At 32.3% G+C, this 18459-nt stretch carries 22 protein-coding genes and 1 other RNA gene; 5 read left to right on the top strand and 18 right to left on the bottom strand.

The genetic code is table 11. The features are described from left to right. Positions 1 to 108 precede the first annotated feature (108 nt). Both rnpB and GQF29_RS00230 read right to left on the bottom strand, forming a co-directional pair. Positions 109 to 433, bottom strand: an RNA gene (gene rnpB / locus GQF29_RS00225) — RNase P RNA component class B. 50 nt (positions 434 to 483) lie between these two features. Further along, positions 484 to 819 (bottom strand): DivIVA domain-containing protein, encoded by a 336-nt coding sequence (locus GQF29_RS00230; RefSeq protein WP_008788836.1) that lies wholly within the window; start codon positions 817 to 819, stop codon positions 484 to 486. A gap of 160 nt (positions 820 to 979) precedes the next feature. On the opposite strand from GQF29_RS00230, the gene recU reads away from it, so the two are divergent. Continuing rightward, positions 980 to 1570, top strand: coding sequence for a Holliday junction resolvase RecU (recU, locus tag GQF29_RS00235; protein ID WP_160340661.1), 591 nt, complete (start codon positions 980 to 982; stop codon positions 1568 to 1570). Further along, positions 1570 to 4356: a transglycosylase domain-containing protein gene (locus GQF29_RS00240; protein ID WP_236916357.1), complete on the top strand. Its 2787-nt coding sequence runs from the start codon at positions 1570 to 1572 to the stop codon at positions 4354 to 4356. Before recU ends, GQF29_RS00240 begins: the two co-directional genes overlap by 1 nt. A gap of 137 nt (positions 4357 to 4493) precedes the next feature. Here the strand turns inward: GQF29_RS00240 and nth are convergent, their stop codons facing one another. The 6 genes from nth to spoIVA all read right to left on the bottom strand — a co-directional run bounded on the left by nth (position 4494) and on the right by spoIVA (position 8894). Then, on the bottom strand, positions 4494 to 5135 hold the full coding sequence (gene nth, locus GQF29_RS00245; RefSeq protein ID WP_160340663.1) for an endonuclease III: 642 nt from the start codon (positions 5133 to 5135) through the stop codon (positions 4494 to 4496). Further along, positions 5128 to 5721 (bottom strand): DnaD domain protein, encoded by a 594-nt coding sequence (locus GQF29_RS00250; RefSeq protein WP_160340664.1) that lies wholly within the window; start codon positions 5719 to 5721, stop codon positions 5128 to 5130. The genes nth and GQF29_RS00250 overlap by 8 nt, the downstream gene beginning before the upstream one ends. A gap of 4 nt (positions 5722 to 5725) precedes the next feature. After that, positions 5726 to 6211, bottom strand: a complete 486-nt coding sequence (locus GQF29_RS00255) for a hypothetical protein (protein WP_054688972.1) — start codon at positions 6209 to 6211, stop codon at positions 5726 to 5728. Between the two features lie 77 nt (positions 6212 to 6288). Further along, positions 6289 to 7005, bottom strand: a complete 717-nt coding sequence (locus tag GQF29_RS00260) for a zinc metallopeptidase (protein WP_054688974.1) — start codon at positions 7003 to 7005, stop codon at positions 6289 to 6291. Between the two features lie 67 nt (positions 7006 to 7072). Beyond that, positions 7073 to 7345 carry an HU family DNA-binding protein gene (locus GQF29_RS00265; RefSeq protein WP_008788829.1) on the bottom strand — a complete coding sequence of 91 codons (273 nt, stop codon included), beginning with the start codon at positions 7343 to 7345 and terminating at the stop codon, positions 7073 to 7075. Positions 7346 to 7415: 70 nt separating this feature from the next. Continuing rightward, positions 7416 to 8894, bottom strand: a complete 1479-nt coding sequence (gene spoIVA / locus GQF29_RS00270; RefSeq protein WP_160340665.1) for a stage IV sporulation protein A — start codon at positions 8892 to 8894, stop codon at positions 7416 to 7418. Between the two features lie 147 nt (positions 8895 to 9041). On the opposite strand from spoIVA, the gene GQF29_RS00275 reads away from it, so the two are divergent. Both GQF29_RS00275 and GQF29_RS00280 read left to right on the top strand, forming a co-directional pair. Then, positions 9042 to 9512 carry a VOC family protein gene (locus GQF29_RS00275; protein WP_160340666.1) on the top strand — a complete coding sequence of 157 codons (471 nt, stop codon included), beginning with the start codon at positions 9042 to 9044 and terminating at the stop codon, positions 9510 to 9512. Then, positions 9505 to 9849, top strand: coding sequence for an iron chaperone (locus GQF29_RS00280; protein WP_054688978.1), 345 nt, complete (start codon positions 9505 to 9507; stop codon positions 9847 to 9849). Before GQF29_RS00275 ends, GQF29_RS00280 begins: the two co-directional genes overlap by 8 nt. 136 nt (positions 9850 to 9985) lie before the next feature. On the opposite strand, the gene GQF29_RS00285 is transcribed toward GQF29_RS00280, so the two are convergent. From GQF29_RS00285 to GQF29_RS00320, 8 genes are all read right to left on the bottom strand, one after another. Continuing rightward, positions 9986 to 10567 (bottom strand): hypothetical protein, encoded by a 582-nt coding sequence (locus tag GQF29_RS00285; RefSeq protein ID WP_054688980.1) that lies wholly within the window; start codon positions 10565 to 10567, stop codon positions 9986 to 9988. After that, positions 10560 to 11066 (bottom strand): hypothetical protein, encoded by a 507-nt coding sequence (locus GQF29_RS00290; protein WP_008788824.1) that lies wholly within the window; start codon positions 11064 to 11066, stop codon positions 10560 to 10562. The genes GQF29_RS00285 and GQF29_RS00290 overlap by 8 nt, the downstream gene beginning before the upstream one ends. 53 nt (positions 11067 to 11119) lie before the next feature. Next, positions 11120 to 12595, bottom strand: a complete 1476-nt coding sequence (gene abc-f / locus GQF29_RS00295; RefSeq protein WP_160340667.1) for a ribosomal protection-like ABC-F family protein — start codon at positions 12593 to 12595, stop codon at positions 11120 to 11122. Between the two features lie 249 nt (positions 12596 to 12844). Beyond that, positions 12845 to 13087, bottom strand: coding sequence for a stage VI sporulation protein F (locus GQF29_RS00300; protein ID WP_008788822.1), 243 nt, complete (start codon positions 13085 to 13087; stop codon positions 12845 to 12847). A 32-nt stretch (positions 13088 to 13119) separates the two neighbouring features. Then, positions 13120 to 14130 (bottom strand): NAD(P)H-dependent glycerol-3-phosphate dehydrogenase, encoded by a 1011-nt coding sequence (locus GQF29_RS00305; protein ID WP_054688982.1) that lies wholly within the window; start codon positions 14128 to 14130, stop codon positions 13120 to 13122. A 1-nt stretch (position 14131) separates the two neighbouring features. Further along, complete coding sequence (gene der, locus GQF29_RS00310; RefSeq protein ID WP_008788820.1) at positions 14132 to 15439, bottom strand: ribosome biogenesis GTPase Der; 1308 nt, start codon at positions 15437 to 15439, stop codon at positions 14132 to 14134. 21 nt (positions 15440 to 15460) lie between these two features. Then, positions 15461 to 16120: a (d)CMP kinase gene (cmk, locus tag GQF29_RS00315; RefSeq protein WP_008788819.1), complete on the bottom strand. Its 660-nt coding sequence runs from the start codon at positions 16118 to 16120 to the stop codon at positions 15461 to 15463. Between the two features lie 40 nt (positions 16121 to 16160). Next, positions 16161 to 16874, bottom strand: coding sequence for a hypothetical protein (locus GQF29_RS00320; protein ID WP_017144251.1), 714 nt, complete (start codon positions 16872 to 16874; stop codon positions 16161 to 16163). A gap of 110 nt (positions 16875 to 16984) precedes the next feature. On the opposite strand from GQF29_RS00320, the gene GQF29_RS00325 reads away from it, so the two are divergent. Continuing rightward, positions 16985 to 17167, top strand: coding sequence for a ferredoxin (locus GQF29_RS00325; RefSeq protein WP_008788817.1), 183 nt, complete (start codon positions 16985 to 16987; stop codon positions 17165 to 17167). Positions 17168 to 17350: 183 nt separating this feature from the next. Here GQF29_RS00325 and GQF29_RS00330 read toward each other — a convergent pair whose 3' ends face one another. Both GQF29_RS00330 and GQF29_RS00335 read right to left on the bottom strand, forming a co-directional pair. Further along, entirely contained in the window at positions 17351 to 17566 is a 216-nt protein-coding gene (locus GQF29_RS00330; RefSeq protein WP_117599091.1) for a hypothetical protein, read from the bottom strand. Between the two features lie 116 nt (positions 17567 to 17682). Beyond that, a complete protein-coding gene (locus tag GQF29_RS00335) occupies positions 17683 to 18426 on the bottom strand; it encodes a pseudouridine synthase (RefSeq protein WP_008788815.1) in 744 nt (247 codons plus the stop codon). Positions 18427 to 18459: the final 33 nt, after the last annotated feature.

The following is an 18459-nucleotide window of genomic DNA, read 5'->3' on the forward strand; positions in this document are numbered from 1 at the left end:
TATTTTATGAATTTATGTCCTTGTTATGAATTTTTTAAATATTTTTTTTCAATCATCACATTTTTTTAACAAAAAAAGCCGATTTTCATCGACAAAATATGCTCATTCTGATAAGCCGAGTTCTGTTTTTCAACCAATTATTTATCTATGCATAATGCATTCTGTCTTGAATTCAATTCTTCAAAACTAGATTCCCCTACCAAAATTTGGGTTTCATCCTTGCAGAGTTTACCTCTTTTCATTCGTTCTTTTCAAAACGCATTTGTTTCTGTGGCACTTTATGATTTCACAACCTTGCCAGAAGGTTTAGGTCTTCCATATGTCGTTAGCAAAAAGCTACCTGCATTTATTAGACGCAGTACAAACACTACAATCATCGCAGATTGTGGATGCCCGGACTTTCCTCTACTATTGTAGCAATTGGTTCTCATGAGCATACTTATTGTACTATAATTTTTAAAAAATGCAAACAAAAAGACAAGGTTATTCCTTGCCCTGATAAACTTCTTTTTCTAAACTTGATATTCTTTTTAATAAATCTACATTTGAAGAAAGGTTTTCTTCCATTGCACGTATGTTATCTTGTTGTAACAAACGTTCCTTTTCCAAATGAGAAAGTTTCATTTTTAATGCTTCATTTTCTTTTTGAAGATTTTCAATTTGATCGTAAGAGTCATTTAGCATACTTGCAAACGTTTCATAATCTTCAACTATAGAATCTAAAAAATAATCGACTTCTGTTGCACTATAACCCTTGAAATCTATTTGAAATTGTTTGTTTAATATTTTTTTAGGACTTAATTGAATCTTGTTAGCCATTATACATCCACCTACCTCCCTCATATTTTCACAAAAATACTTTGTAAATGCAAGTTATTTTTAAAAAAAAGTGAAATTACACAAATTCTATACACAATTTAGACAAGATGTGAAAAATATATGTTATAATATAAGAGATAATGAATGAAAGGAAGAAGTTATGGTTAACTATCCAAATATGAAGAAAAATCCTATTTTAACAGTCAATTCGACTTCCCAGAAGCATTATACTGCACACCGTGGGATGTCACTAGAAGAAGATATTTCTTTATCTAACGAATATTATCTCATTCACAATCGGGCGGTCATTTACAAAAAACCAACCCCTGTTCAGATTGTCAAAGTCGACTATCCCCGTAGAGAATCGGCCAAAATTGTTGAAGCCTATTACAAGACACCTTCCACAACCGATTATAACGGTATCTATCGTGAGAAATATATTGACTTTGAAGCAAAAGAAACAAAAGCAAAGACATTTCCATTTGGAAATATCTCTCAACATCAAATTGAGCATTTACAAAGAATCATCAATCATGGTGGAATTGCTTTTATTATTATTGCATTTACAAGCCTAAATGAGGTATACTTAATTGATGCAAGTCATGTGATTTGCGATTATTATCATTCTCATAGAAAGTCAATGACCTATGACAGAATCAAATCTTTGGGGCATATCATTCCTCAAGGGTATCAACCCCGACTTGATTATCTCAATGTCATAGATGAGGTGTATTTTAAGGAGGACGAATGATGAAAAAAATGAAATTGAAAAAGAGACCAGCAAAGTCTCCTCAACAAATTCAAAAACAAAAGAAACAAAGAAAAAAAATTATTATCACATGTCTAGTGGTAGTTGCTTTACTTGTTACATCAGCAACTATTTACTTAGGATTTGGAATTTTTAAACAGGTCGAAGGTTTTTCAAAAGAAAAATTATTAAATGAAGAATCATCATTTCTTGTAGATGAAAATGATAATCAGTATTTTTCACTTGGACAAGGTGGGGTCAGAAAAAATGTTTCTTATGATGACATTCCCCAAGTTATGATTGATGCTGTTGTCGCAGCAGAAGATTCACGATTCTTCGAACACAACGGATTTGATTTACCACGTATTGTCAAGGCTTTATTAGGAAATATTGTTGCTGGTGGTATTACTGGTGGGGGATCGACAATTACTCAGCAGGTAATTAAAAAATCTTATTATCCAAAAGAAGAACAGACAATTGAAAGAAAAGCAGGAGAAATCATTCTTGCAATTGAGGCAACTTCACAAACAACAAAAGAAGAAATTTTAGAATTATATCTTAATAAAATTTATTTTGGATATGGAAATAAAGCCATTGGTATTTATGCTGCATCAAGATACTATTTTGATAAATCAGTGCAAAATTTAACATTACCTGAAGCTGCTTTATTAGCTGGAACATTAAATTCACCAAACAGTTTTGATCCATTTAAAAATTTGGACAAAGCACAAAAACGTAGAAATATTATCTTAGATTTAATGGAATTACATGGATATATTACAACAGAGGAGTGCGAATCAACAAAAGCTATACCAGTTGAAAACACATTAAAATATAATCCTATTTCATCTGGTGGTAAATATCAGGCTTATGCTGATAAGGTCGTTCGTGAAGTTTATGAAAGAACTGGCTATGATCCAAATGACACGCCAATGAAAATCACAACATCTATCAATACCGAATTACAGGAAAAACTAGATGATATTTCAAATGGGATTAATTATACATATCAAGATAAAAAAATCAAAGCAGGGGCGACTGTTTTAGAAGCATCAACCGGTCGTATTGTAGGAGTTCTTTCAGACCGTGATTATACACCTATGGGAACAAGTTATGCTTACGCAGCTGATAAAGAAAAAGCCAAAAGCGATCCTAATTTACGATATGGTCAACGAAACCAACCTGGTTCATCTTTAAAACCAATTATCGCCTATGCTGCCGCATTTGAGTTCTTAGATTATTCTACTGCCCATTATGTCCATGATGTCCCTTACAGTGCTGGAAGCTATAATCCAGGCAACTGGAACGGAAAGGTTCATGGTGATATATCCATTAAAGAAGCATTAAAACAATCATGGAATTTAGCTGCCATCCAAACTTATCAGGAAGTTATTACTGGGAAAGATGCTTATGGCAATAGCGTTGGTAATGGTATTGGTGACGCCAAAATGAAAAGTTATCTTGAAGGTTTTGGATTTGATATGTACGAAGAAAAATTGGGTCCACAATATGCAATTGGTGGATGGAGTACTGGTGTTTCAACCGAAGAGGAAGCAGCCGCATACGCTGCTATTGCAAACGGTGGAACATACATTCCTCCTCATGCTGTTACAAAAATCGAATTATTATCTACTGGAGAAGTCATTGATTTAGAAGCAGATTATAATTCTGAAAAACAAAAAGCACTTTCAGCAGAATCTTCATTTATGATTCGTGACATCATGACAAGTTATGTTAAAGAAGGTGGAAGTGCAATGTATAACGCATTAAACCTTGGTTATAACATTGGAGCAAAATCTGGTACATCAAACTTCCCAGATGATTTGTCAAACAAAAAACTTGCTGGCGAAAATAGAGATGGTTGGATGGCAGCTTTCTCGCCTGATTATGCATGGAGTGTATGGTCTGGATACGACAGTAAAAATCCTCAAGTTTTAAAAAGCAATTCAGACGCAAATAAAATTGCTACTATTATTGCTAAAACTGTTCATAAGGGTGGATTAAAGAATTCTTATCCTTCAAAACCTTCTGGGGTTGTCAAAGCATCATGTATCTCTGGTATCTATCCATACGTTGCTGCTGGTGATGGTGTTCCAAGTGACCGTGTTGTCTCTGGATGGTTTAAAAAATCAAATACACCAAGTGGTTCTGCAAGTGGAGCTTCATTGAAAGAATTGGCAAGTTTTACTGCATCACTTGTTGAAGGAAAAATCAATGTTAACTTTACAGAATATGATCCTGTCTCTATGACTCAGGATGCAACACCAACGAAAAAATTTGGTAAGTATACAGTTCCTTATTTAGGCGACATTAATCAGATTTATGGAAAAGTTGTTTATGTTGCTGAAGTCACAGATGCAACAGGAAAAATTGTTCATAGTGAAAAACTGAGTACCAATACAGCGACTTTGAACTTTACACCTACACCTGGTAGCACCTATACAGTCACAGGATACTATGCATTTGAAAGCAGTAGTGGAACTTCAAATAAATTAACACAAACTGTAACAGTTGAGGGAAGCACTATTGGAACAACCTATTCACAAGTGAGTCTAACATCGACTACTCTTATATTACAAATGAATATTCCAACAGGGAATAGTGTAAATGTTTCTATCAATGGTGGTGAAGCGAAAACAATATCGTCTTCTGGTCAAGTCCCTTTCAGTTCTTTGACACCTGCCACAAAATATACAATTACAATGACAGAAACAACAAGTTCTGGTCAAACAAACACATTAACTCCTTATGAGTTTACAACACCAGAAGCTGCAACGCCAACTACATAAAAGAAGAAAGAACATCGCTGTTGATGTTCTTTTTTTCTATCAATGATTTAGCAAACTAACTGAAACATTTTCTAAGTTCGTTCTTCATTGAAGATAAATTATCTGTCAAAAAAAGTCAGACGAAACTGACTTATTAATTATAAATATTTTTTTCTTTTGGGCTCCTTACAGATATCTATCAAATGGCAATCCTGACACATTGGATTCATTGATTTACAATGATATCTGCCAAAGAATATCATTTGATGATGCGTCTTAATCCAACGTTCTTTAGGGACTGCTTTCATTAACTTCTTTTCTACTGTTAATACAGAATCCTTTTTCAAAGCAAATCCTAGCCTTTTTGAGATACGTTCGACATGAGTATCAACTGCAATAGCCGGAACCTTAAATCCTTCTGAAACAACTACATTTGCGGTTTTACGACCAACCCCTGGCAATGTTTGTAATGCATCATGATCACATGGAACCTGTCCACCAAATTCTGCAATCAGCTGTTGCGCCATTGCTTTGACATTTTTCGCCTTATTACGATACAAACCAATACTTCGCAAATCGTTTTCTAATTGCTCTATTGGTGCACGTGCATAATCTTCTACTGTATGATATTTTTGAAATAAATTTTTTGTTAATTTATTAACGCTAGCATCTGTCGTTTGAGCTGATAACATAACTGCAATAAGTAATTCCAATTCATTATCATGGACAAGTTCACATGCTGCATCTGGAAACATGCGATCAAATTCATCTAATATACGTGTTACTTTTTCTTTATTCATCTTCTGCCCACCATTTATAATCCTTTATATTTTGATCTACATCTTGTCTAACAACAGGCGTACTTGGTGCATAACGTTTTTTTACACCATATCTAGACCAGTTATCAAGAATCTTTTCTATATATCTAAAATTAATAACTCCTGCTTTCACCGATTCATTTAAAGCATCTAAAATCATCTGATCATCATAACCTGATCTTTTAAAAGTATTAATAATCTCCAGTTCCATTTGATTTAAGCTTCTTCCAAATGCATTCTCAAAAATCGAGATTAAATCAACATCCTTTTCTTCTTCAACATTTTGATTCAAAAGCATTTTTTGAATTGGTAATAAATCTAACGTTCCTCTTTTTCTTGCAATAAAATGTTTATCAACGAGCGAGATTAATGTTTTATCAATTTGTTGCAAAGATAAAGAACAAAGTTGACCAATTTGAGAAGGTGTAATAGGTTTCATTCCAATATCATTCATTGTCATAATAATTAAAAGCAAGTAACATTCCTGATCTGTTACTTTTAATGATTTTGCTTTTAATATTAATAACTTCCTAAAATCAATACACTGACTATTCAATAATTCATCCATACAATTAATCTCCAAGCTTTACCATTTTTACAAATTCACCATCATTCAAAGCATAATAGACATACCATAAAGTGTCTTTAGTTTGATATTTTCCATAGTAAACAAACTTATTATTTTCATAAGCAACATCCAATTCATCTATTTGTACCTTTTGTTCCTTATATCTTGCTGCAATTGCTTTCTTCACATCATCTTGTGAGGCAACACTTCCTTGATAAGTATCAATAAGTTCCTGTTTTTGATTATAAGCAACAAACGCTTCTGCATCATTTATTTTCACTTTTAATATATAATATGTTTCTGTACCATGATACTCATTAAAATAATCTAAGTATTCATAATTGTTTTTTTCACAAATTTCATTTCTAATTTCATCTAAACCATGATGATAGTTATAATAAGGTACATGGACATATAACATATAGAAAGAAACAACAGCCAAAACAATAACTAAAACAATAACTGATAATCTAAATAAATGTTTCTTCATTCAATGCACCTCCAGTGTTTCTATTATATAACAAAACCAATAAAAATCAAAACAAAAATGAAAAGACCTTACGGTCTTTAATCATTTCTAGAATTTCCTAAAATCACCAAGAAAATTCTAAGCATACTCATTAATGTTGAAATCATTGCTGCAACATAAGTCATAGCCGCTGCAGACAACATGCTTTTGGCTCCACCATACTCACCTTCACTTAAATAACGCGTTCTTAAAATCGTTAATGCACGACTTGACGCATTAAACTCCACAGGTAAAGTTACAACTTGAAATGCCAAAATTCCACACATTGCAGCAAATCCAAACCAGGCCAGATTTGTATTACTTAAAGCAAGTCCAATAAAAATAGCAATCCACCCCAAATATTGACCAACATTGGCAATCGGTAAAATAGCATTTCTAAGCGTTATTGGTACATATTTTTCTTTATACTGAATTGCATGACCACATTCATGGGCCGCTACTGCTAAAGCTGCAATAGATGTTCCTTGATAGATATCTGTAGACAAATTGATAGTCTTTTTACCAGGATTATAATGATCACTTAAATTTCCTTTGACTTCAAAAATCTGAATATCATAAAGTCCTTCACTATCTAAAATCTCTCTTGCAATCTGTGCACCTGTAATTCCTTTACTGTTAGGAATCTTTTTATAGCGTGAATATGTTGATTGAACTTTCATTTGTGCCCAAATTGCTAGCACAGCCGCAATCAATACAAGTATTGTTCCAAACAAATAATAAGAATTTCCATAAAAACCATAAAAAAATGGCATCATCTTTCATCACCTCATATATTTATATTATACAACAATTATGAACAGAATATAAAGAAAAGATGCAATTTTAATTCATTGCATCTTTTAATCTATTACTTGGTTTAAATGAAACAGTTTTACTTGCTGGAATGATCATCATTTCTTTTGTTTTTGGACTTACACCTTTACGTTCTTTTCGACTATTGACTTTGAAAGTTCCAAATCCTGAGATTAAAACTTTATCTCCTTCTAAAATACTTTCAATCATTGTATCGAAAACTGTATCCACTAACGCTTCAGCATCTTTTTTCGTTAAATCTTTCTTTTGTGAAACGATGTCAATAAGTTCTTTTTTGTTCATTTGTAAATTGCCTCCTACTTAAATCTAAGTAGTAGTATAACATTTCAAATTCACCCTTGCAACAACAAATTTATAAAACTATTGCAATTACATTTGTCTTCCCTTTATTCACAATTTTACTGAGAATATCATGCACACGAATACAAGCGGTTTCATTCATAGAAGCCAATTTTACACGCATACCTTCATTAATTAAATCACCTAATTTACGCCCAAAGACATCACAGTCAAATATGGCTTCTTTATTACTTTCACCATGGCTTTGTAGATATTGAATAAACGCCTCAGCCTGCTCTTTTGAGCCGATAATTGGTTCAAATGTAGATTCTATATCCACTTTAATCATATGAATTGTAGAAGCTGTGGAAACAAGTTTCATACCATAACGTGGTCCCTGTTTTATAACTTCAGGGTCGCTCAATTCAATATCATCCATAATTGGCAATGCATAACCATAACCTGTCTGCTTAACCATCTTAATTGCACTTTGGTATGCTTGATACTCTTTACTCATCTGCATTAATTCCTGCATTTGTTTTAAAAACATTGCCGAGTCAAAACGATCTTGTCCTAGAATTTCATTTAGAATTTCATTATAAAGACCTTTTCTCTCTTTAATTCTTAAACAGGCAGATGAAGATGATGTATCAATTGAAGATAAATATGCTTTATCAATAAAATCAAATTCACTCATACTTGAAGCAATCTTCTCAACATCTCTAAAACGACTGATTTCCTGTAAAGATTGTTCTAATGATTCATCTAAGGTTTGTTTTAACCAATGTGAGGAATCCATTAATGCTATCCAACGAGGAACTTCAATTTGAACTTCATTGATTGGAAATTCAAATAATGCTTCTTTTAATAAATGTGTAATATCATCACTTGTCATTTCATTGACTTTTAACGCTACAACTGGAACATCATGTTTTTGTTTTAAATCTTCTACCAATTGTGTACATTGAATACTCCTTGGATCTTTTGAATTGACCACAATAACAAATGGCTTTCCAATTTCCTTAAGCTCCTGAATAACATCGTCAGTAGCCTGAACATAATCAGCTGCCGGAATTTCACAAATAGAACCATCACACGTCATAACAATACCAATTGTTGAATGGTCTTGAATGACTTTTTGAGTTCCAATCTTAGCCGCTTCATCAAAAGGAATAGCTTCTAAATACCATGGGGTTTTTACATAACGTATTCCCTGTTCATCTTGATATCCTTTTGCTCCATCAATCACATAACCAACACAATCCACTAAACGAATATTTACACCAAGATTTTCTTCAACAAAAATACGCGCTGCCTGATTAGGCACAAATTTTGGCTCCACAGTCATAATCATTTTTCCTTCTCCAGATTGTGGAAGTTCATCAGTTGCACGAATTCTTGCATCTGGATCATCAATATAAGGAATAACCGCCATTTCCATAAAACGTTTAATAAATGAAGATTTCCCAACTCTGACTGGTCCAACAACTCCTAAATAAATATCCCCATCACATCTTTTACCTATGTCTTTAAGTATATCGATTGTTTGCATATACTTCCTCCTTCTTACACATCAATATATGAAAATAATTGTTATTTAGAACATATGTGACATTAAAGAGATTTTCTTTCCTCTTTAGTATTATTTATGTTCACAAGTTCACTTTTATGATAAAATAGTGCTGCGAGGTGAGTCTCAATGAAATACAAGAACACATTATTAATTGTTAAAGATTTAAATGTATCAAAACATTTTTATAAACATGTTTTAGGTCTAAGAGTTTTATTGGATTTTCATGGCACTGTAACACTATCAGCAGGAATTGTTCTTCAATCTTATGAAATTTGGAAAGATATTATCAGAAAAAACAATGATGAAATTGTGACACAAAATCATGCCTATGAATTGTGCTTTGACACTGAAGATATTGATGACTTTATGAATATTTTGAATGCTCGTAATATTCCACTTGTTCATCCCCTCAAAGAATATGCATGGGGTCAAAGAGTCGTTCGTTTTTATGATCCTGATGGACATATGATTGAAGTTGGCGAAAGCATGAAAAAAGTTCTTAAGCGTTTTTTGAGCCAAGGTTTATCTTATGAAGAAGCAGCGAAACGCATGGGTTTACCTGTCGATTATGTCAAGGAGATACTCCAACATGGATGATATCGACATTTATATCCAACAATATGATTCTCTTTCTCAAAAAAAACTTTGTCAACTCAGAGCACTTATATTAGAACTTGCTCCAGATGCAGAAGAGAAATTATCATGGGGTGTTCCAACTTATTATGACAATGGTTTTCTTGTTCAATTTGCAATGAATAAAAAACACCTTGGTTTTTATTGCTCGCCATCAGCTATTGAACATTTCAAAGAGAGACTTTCTGATTATTCCACTAATAACAAAAACACAATTCGTTTTGCTCTTCATCAGGATTTACCAATTGAATTAATTAAAGAAATCATTCAATTGAGAATCCAAGAAAACTTAAATCAGTAACTTATTCCTTATAACAAATCAAAATTTTATATTAAAAAACTCAATTCATGAATGATATATACCTTTCTTTAATAAGTGCTGCATTTCTTACATCACTTATTAGTCAGGGATAATTCATCATCGATTGAGTTTTTTCTTATTTCTTCATTTTTTCTTTGTATTTCTTACGAATTTCTTTATTCCAATACTTATTCGCTGTTTTCATAAATATCTTATCTGTTAACATAGACACTTTCAAATCAACAGATTCATGTTTTCCAATAGCAGCAGCAAAATCTTTAATATAATTTGAAACAACAAATTTAGATGCACTCTTCATAATAAAGAAGGCAGATCCAATTTTCAAAGACCCTTGAAACTTCAGATCTTCTCTTTGACACCATTTTTGGATAATACGTTCTGATAAATTACATTTTTCTGCTTCATACTCATCACATGCAATTAAAGCATAGATTTCAGTATGGTTTTTTGATTGTGATTCTAATTTTTGAAAGATTTCTAATGTTGATGAAGGAATTGAATTCATTGCAGTTGAAAATAAGAAAACAACCTGATCATATTCAAAAAAAGTTCTTTCATCAAATGTTTCAGCCCTTCTGACATCAATACATTCACAATCTGCTTTAGAAGTCAGATAAACTTCTAAACGTTTTAAAAAAGGTTCAACAAAATCTTGAGCATGTTTAAGTCCAGAACTTATTAAAAGAATTTTAGCCATGGTCAACACCTCCAAATGTTTGAAGAGTATCTTCTAATTCATATTCTTCACAGAAATAAGCATCTACTGATGAATAAGTGTAACCAAGTGTAGATTCATCTAATAAATCTTTAAACATCTTTTTTTCATCATCAGTAGCATCACCATAACTAATAACCAGCAATTTCTTTTTTAACTGACTAATCCCAAGATGACAAGTCTCTCCATCAACCATAGAATAGTAAGGTTCATGATTTACCACCAGACGTTCCAACATCTTTTTAAATGGCACATCAAAACATCCGTATTTAATTCTAGTAATATAAACAATCAATTGACAATCATTCATCCATTTAGAAATAATACTCATATCATCTTTAAAATAACATGCACCTTCACATTTTAAACATTCAAGTCCGCCTGTACACGAAGAATAATTGATGTTGTTTAGATTGACAATGACTGAATTCTTAAACAACTGATTAGAAATATCTTTATCTGTAACGACTAAATTTTTCATATACAATCCCCTTCTATTTCTCTTTCTTATTGTAAAGGTTACATATTCTTTTGTCAAATAAGTTCATCAAAATCAATAATTTTGGTTGCGATTGTTTCTTGAAAAAAAGTATCATGTTCTACAAATAATAATGTCGGCTGATATTCTAATACCAGTTTTTCAATCTGCATTCTTGAAAAAATATCAATATAATTTAATGGTTCATCCCATATATAAAGATGAGCGGAAGTAGCTAAAGAAATAGCAATCATCATTTTCTTCTTCTGTCCCTCTGAGAGTTCTTCTAACCTTCTTTCAAAATGCCAACGTGCAAATCCAAGTTTTCTTAAAATTGTTTTGACCAGTGTTATATCAACTTGATATGAAAGAATAAATTCTTCCATATCTCCTATAATATGAGAACAGTCCTGAGGAACATAGGATATTTTCAAACGACTGCCTATCATATAATCACCTTGACTTTGAACGCCTTGATTCAATATAAATGAAATTACACTTGATTTACCACAGCCATTCTTCCCTTTGAGAAGAACTCGATCCTGATTCATAATCGTCAAACTTAAATCCTGAAACAGAATTTTGTTTGCATAGAATAAAGACACATGTGAAAAAGAAATAAGAACTGGTTGAAAATAACGTTCAGGAAAGATTTTTAAGTCATCATATTCCTCAATATCCTTTAAAAGCTCTTTTTTATCTTCTATAGCCTTATTTCTACGCTTCTCTATATTCTTAGACCTTTTCATCATTTTTGCCGCCATATGCCCAACATGCCCCTTATCAGCGGCACCAATTTTAGACTTTTCTACCTGATCAGACCAATTCGCAGTTCTTCTACGAGATATCTCCATCTTTACAATATCTTTTTTTAGCTTACTGTTTTGAGCTAATTCTCGTTCATCTTTCTTTTGCTTTTCAAAAAACCAAGTTGAAAAATTTCCATTCATAACTTCTATAGATGTAGGATTAATAGCAATAATATGATCACAACACATATCAATAAAATGACGATCATGACTGACCAAAAGAAATCCTGTTTGTCGTTTCAAATAACGTGCAACAATTTCTCGAGAAGATTGATCTAAATGATTAGTTGGTTCATCAATCAATAAGAAAGCATTATGTTTTAAAAACAATACAGCTAACAAAACCTTTGTCTGTTCACCTTTAGACAACGTCTCAAATGGTCGATAAAAAACATCATCACTATCAACTTCTAAAAAATTCAATTCTCTTTCTAATTCCCACTGTTGAAGATGAGCATCTATTTCATAACAAATATCAATAGTATATTGCTTAATATCCTCAATAGAATAAGGAAAATATTCACAATCCTCACTCTTAATAATCTCACCATGATATTCATATTCACCCCTTAACAGTTTTAAAAAAGTTGTTTTTCCTCTTGCATTTCTACCAATTAAAGCTGTCTTAAAAGACGAATCGAACACAAAAGAAACATCATCAAAAATATATTCATAACTTCCATCATAACAAAAACTTAAATTTTTCACTTGTATAAGTGCCATATACATACCTCCTTTGTATAAATAAAAGCGACAAGAAAATAGACTTGTCGCATAATAAAATATACATAATAAGTATATATCAATGAAAGGATGTCTATTTTCTTGCAGGCATAACAAAAAAGGTCACTTTTTTCTTCTTTATTATGCATTTGTTTTAGCAAGAAAATGTATTCATCCTTTCACCTCATTTCACAACCTTATTATACACCTATTTCAACCAAATTCAAACAAAAAGAGTCCATAAGGACTCTACATAAATTTATCAATATCAGTTGGCACTTGATTGTTTTGAATGATATTAATAATCTTATTCATTTGTTCTGGTCGCACTTGTTTATTTGTCAATTTTGATATCTTATTGACAAAATCTTTAATATTGTCCTGGTTATTTAAATCTTTTGTTTGAAGATCATTTGCCAAAGACAGAATATCTGATTTAGAAACATGTGTTTTACTAGAAACCTTATCTAATAATTTATCTTGTTTATCCAATTTGATCACCTAGGATAATATATGCAACTCTTTTATAATTGTTCAGACTTTAAATCTCTTGACATCAATTCAGCAACAGTTGCTTTAGGATCAGCATTCTCATAAAGAACACGATAGACAGCATCCACAATAGGCGTTTCAATACCATAACTGTGTTGTGAAACATCATCATGTATAACCTTACATGTTCTCACACCTTCGCATGTTTTCGTATTATGAGCCATAAAATCAATTGCCCGATTGCTTTCACCAATTTCGAGTCCAGCCTGATAATTGCGTGAATGAACAGATGAACATGTGACAATCAAATCCCCAATTCCCGTTAATCCAAAATATGTTTCACGTTGTCCGCCTTTCACAACACCATATAAACTCATTTCATGCAAACCTCTTGTTATTAATGCCGCCCTTGTATTATCACCATATCCTAAACCAGCAATAATACCAGAAGCAACAGCAATAACATTTTTATACGCTGCTCCATACTCAGCACCAATTTCGTCATTAGATGTGTATACTCTAAAATATTGATTAGAGAATAATTTTTGTACATCTTGGGCAGTTCCCTCATCTAAAGATACCGAACAAACAGCTGTCAATATTCTTTCAACCACCTCTTCAGCATGTGAAGGACCAATCAGTGAAACAACTGGATTGATTTCAGATTCAGTAAAAACATCTCTAATTGTCTCAGACATGCGCATATTGGTATTCATATCAAAACCTTTGGCAGCGTTAATAACTGTAATCTTTTCTTTTAATAAAGGTTTGACTTTAAGAAGTGTATCTTTAACAAATTGAGTAGGAATTGTTATTAAGATATAAGAAGCATCCTCCATTGTCTTTTCTAAAGACAAAGTAGCAACTATCCCTTTTTCCAATTGCACATCTTTAAAATATTTATAATTGCAGTGTCTAATATTAATATCATCAATTTCACTTTGGTCAATACCATACATCATGATTTCATGACCATTATCATTAAGTACACGAGCAAGTCCAGTTGCCCAGCTTCCAGTTCCTAGAATGGCAATTTTACTCATTTTAATCCCTCTTTCTTGCAATAATATGAATAGGTGTACCTTCAAATCCAAAGGCTTCACGTAATCTGTTTTCTAAATAACGTTTATAACTAAAATGCAAATACATTGGGTCATTCGTAAATAAGACAAATGTTGGTGGACAGACACTTACTTGATTCACATAATAAATTTTTAAACGTCCACCATTAAATGTTGTCGTTGGATTCATAGCTTGAGCATCAATCAAAACATCATTTAATACACTTGTTGTAACACGTTTTCGATTATTGGCATAAACTTCTTGAATCAATGGAAATAACAAATCAATACGTTTTTTTTCTTTTGCAGATGTAAATACAATTGGTGCATAATCTAAATACTTAAACTGTTCACGCAACTCTTTTTCCATCTTTTGCATTGTTTTGCCATCTTTTTGAACCAAATCCCATTTATTCACGACCAAAATAACACCACGTCCTGCTTCATGAGCATTTCCAGCAACATGCTTATCCTGTTCAACAACACCACGTTCACCATCAATAACAACCAAAACAACATCACTTTTTTCCACTGCTGATAAGGCTCTTAATATAGAATACTTTTCAATATTCTCATATACTTTTCCTTTTTTACGCATTCCTGCTGTATCAATAACCCGATATTTCTGTCCATCTTTTTCAAATGCTGTATCAATAGCATCACGTGTCGTTCCTTCAATATCAGATACAATAACACGTTCTTCTCCTAATAACGCATTGGTTAATGACGATTTTCCTACATTAGGTCTCCCAATTATTGAAAAACGAATTTCATCCTCTTCACGATGGTCTTCACTCTCTGGCATAAGATGAATAATCTGGTCTAAGATATCACCAATCCCAATTCCATGACTCCCTGAAACAGCAATAGGATCACCAACACCTAAATTATAAAAATCATAAATATTATCTTTATAGACCTGATCATCAATCTTATTGACAGCCAAGACAATTGGCTTTTTAGATTTTTGCAGCATTCTTGCAACAAAGGCATCTTCTCTTGTTATACCTTCACGACCATTCACAACAAATAAAATAACATCAGCTTCTTCAATTGCAATCTCAGCTTGCATTTTAATTTGTTCCGTGAATGAAGCATCTTCTAATTCTATACCTCCAGTATCTATGAGACGAAAATCACGTGTTAACCATGATGCATTCGCATAAATACGATCACGTGTCACACCTGGTATGTCTTCTACAATAGACACTCTTTCTCCAACAATACGATTGAATATCGTCGATTTACCAACATTTGCACGACCAACAATCGCTACAACTCCCTGAATCATAACATTCACTTCCTTTCTTTTTTATACTCTTTGAGCAACCAAATTCATCACATGAGCAACAACTTCATCTAAAGTCATATCTGAAGTATCAATCTCAATAGCATCATCTGCCTTTTTAAGTGGTGAGATTTTTCTTGTCATATCCTGTTCATCACGCAACGCAATTTCAGCCTTGATTGCTTCTAAATCAGAAGCAATACCTCTTTCCATATTTTCCTTATGTCTGCGCATTGCCCGACATTCAATACTTGCAATTTGATATATTTTAAGTTCAGCATCCTTCAAAACTACAGTTCCAATATCTCTGCCATCTAAAATAACGCCTCCACCTTGAGCCATCTCCCGTTGTTTATCAACAAGAAACTCTCTAACTGCCTGATATTTAGAAACCAAACTTGCCCCCATAGATACTTCATTTTCCCTAATCAATGATGTCACATCTTCTTGATTTAAATGAATCGTTCCATCTGGCAACATCCGAATATCAATATTTTTTAATAATGCACTTACTCCAGTTTCATCATCAAAATTAACATGATTCTTTAATGCACAATAAGCAACACAGCGATACATTGCGCCAGTATCTATGTACGTATAATTTAAGTTTCTAGCAACCAACTTGGCAATTGTAGACTTACCTGCGGCTGCTGGTCCATCTATTGCAATTGAAATTTTCTTCATATTCATTTCCTCCTTAAAAAACTAAGGTTTCCCCTTAGTTTTAAAACAATAATTGTTTCACAATAAAGCCTGCCAAAACAATAAAGATAACAATAAATACAATTATTACATAATTCAAAATAGTAATAACTTTACTCTCTTCTTGTTCATCATCTTCATCATAAACAACCGCTTCTTCAGCAACTCTTTGACGTTGACGTTTTGGTTTTTCCTGAACAGGTGCTTTAAGCGTTTCTTCAACAACTGGTTTTGCTTTCTTTTTTTTCTTTTGATCCTTCATCAAATCTGCAATTGTGAGATCTTCTTCATATCTCTTGAGTTCTTCAGCATCCTCCTCAGGAGACATAGCTGCTAATTTTTCTAATAAGGACATCTTCTTCTGTGGTTCTTCCTTCACTACATGACCCTGTGAAAAGTCTTGTGTACGATATTCATGAGCAGGAATATAATCACTATCATCCTGTTTAATCTTGCTCAAGATATCTAAACGTGTATTATACTGTTCTTTTCCTACATTAACTTTAGCCTCATTCAACGCTGATTTTACATCTTCATTATCTTTATTTAACGTTTCATAAGATAATGGTTCCATTAAAGTATCATCCAATTTAGGTTTTTCAGCACGGGGAATAAATGCTAAAAAATCATCATCGTCATCTGCTGATGTTGTGACAACACGACGGTCAATTGCTACTTCTTCTTTCATTTCTTCTCTTAAATCTTTATATTTATTGATTCTTGTTTGTTTTTCCATATTTTATCACCTTCTCCATTATAACATAACTATAAAAATTATAAAATAATCTTTAAAAATAATTATAATTAGTTTATAATGATGATAGAAATAAATAGGAGGAATAAAAAATGTATAAAGTAAATGAAAGTTGTATTGGATGCGGAGCTTGTACTGCAGTATGTCCAGAAGTTTTTGATTTAAATGATGATGGATTGGCTGAAAACATCATTGGTGAAGTTCCTGCTGAATTAGAAGATTCTGCTAAAGAAGCAATGGAATCTTGTCCAGTAGCTGCTATAGTTAATGAATAAAATAGTGAGACCGTAACATTATTGTTATGGTCCTTTTTATTTTTCACATACTTAAAATTATTATTCAATATTCATTTTTATATGAAACCTAGAAATAAAGATAACTTCTTCATATTAGAGATTAGGATATAAGAAAAAGGAAGTCACTGAATGACTTCCTCTCCACTCTGACACAGAATCATTTTATTTTTTATCAGTTGGTTTGTAAAAATTCATTTCATTTTCAATCAATTGTTTCTTTTCAAGACTTTGGGGCTGTTTAAAAAAAGTAATTGTATTACATTTATTGCACCAAATAAAATGAACCCCTTCAATCTCTTTATATTCTATAAATGGTTCTTTCGCACCACAGATTCCACATAGATTCGCCTTTTCCTCATCTAAAACAACACTACGCATATCAATACCTCCTTGTCTACCATTATAACCATATCTCATTTTTCTTCAATAAACTTTATCATACAAATATTGACAAGAAAAGAATGTCTCGTGCAAGACATTCTACAATTATACAATTATCTTTTTTTCCCTGAAGTTTTTTTAGCCATAGCCATAGTTTTTAACTCTTTAACTTCTTGTGGTTTTAAAAGACGATAATGTCCTGGTGTTAATCCTTTTAAATTAATCGTTCCTACTTGAAGACGATGTAATCTTTTGACTTTATGTCCCATCGCTTCAAACATCTTCTTAACTTGTCTGTTTTTCCCTTCAACGAGTTTAATCATTAAAATAGTTGTTTTGTGTTCAACATCTTTATGAGTAACTTTGATTTTACATGGTAAAGTTTTTGTTCCTTCTAAATAGACACCTTTTTCTAATTTATGCAACGTTTCTCCTTGCACCAATCCACTTACTGACACTTCATAAACTTTTTCCAAATGTGATGAAGGATGCATCATAAGATTTGCAAACTCGCCATCATTACTCATTAGCAAAACGCCAGTTGTATCATAATCCAGTCTTCCAACTGGATAAATACGTTCTTCAACTTCAGGAAAATAATCTATAACTGTAGATCTTCCTAATTCATCACTTAATGAGCATATACAACCTTTTGGTTTATAGAAAACATAGTAAACTTTATTTTCTCCTTTTAAGGCTTTATCATCAATCATAATCATATCGCCCTTTTTGACTTTGAACCCTAATTCACTTATGACCTCACCATTGACTTTGACTCTTCCAGCCGCAATTAAATCCTCTGCTTTTCTACGTGAAGTATATCCACTTGCAGCAATTGCTTTTTGTAGTCTTTCCATAGTATCACGTCCCTTCCCATATCATTATACACA

Source organism: Coprobacillus cateniformis (assembly GCF_009767585.1).
In the GTDB taxonomy this organism is placed as follows: Bacteria; Bacillota_I; Bacilli_A; order Erysipelotrichales; family Coprobacillaceae; genus Coprobacillus; species Coprobacillus cateniformis.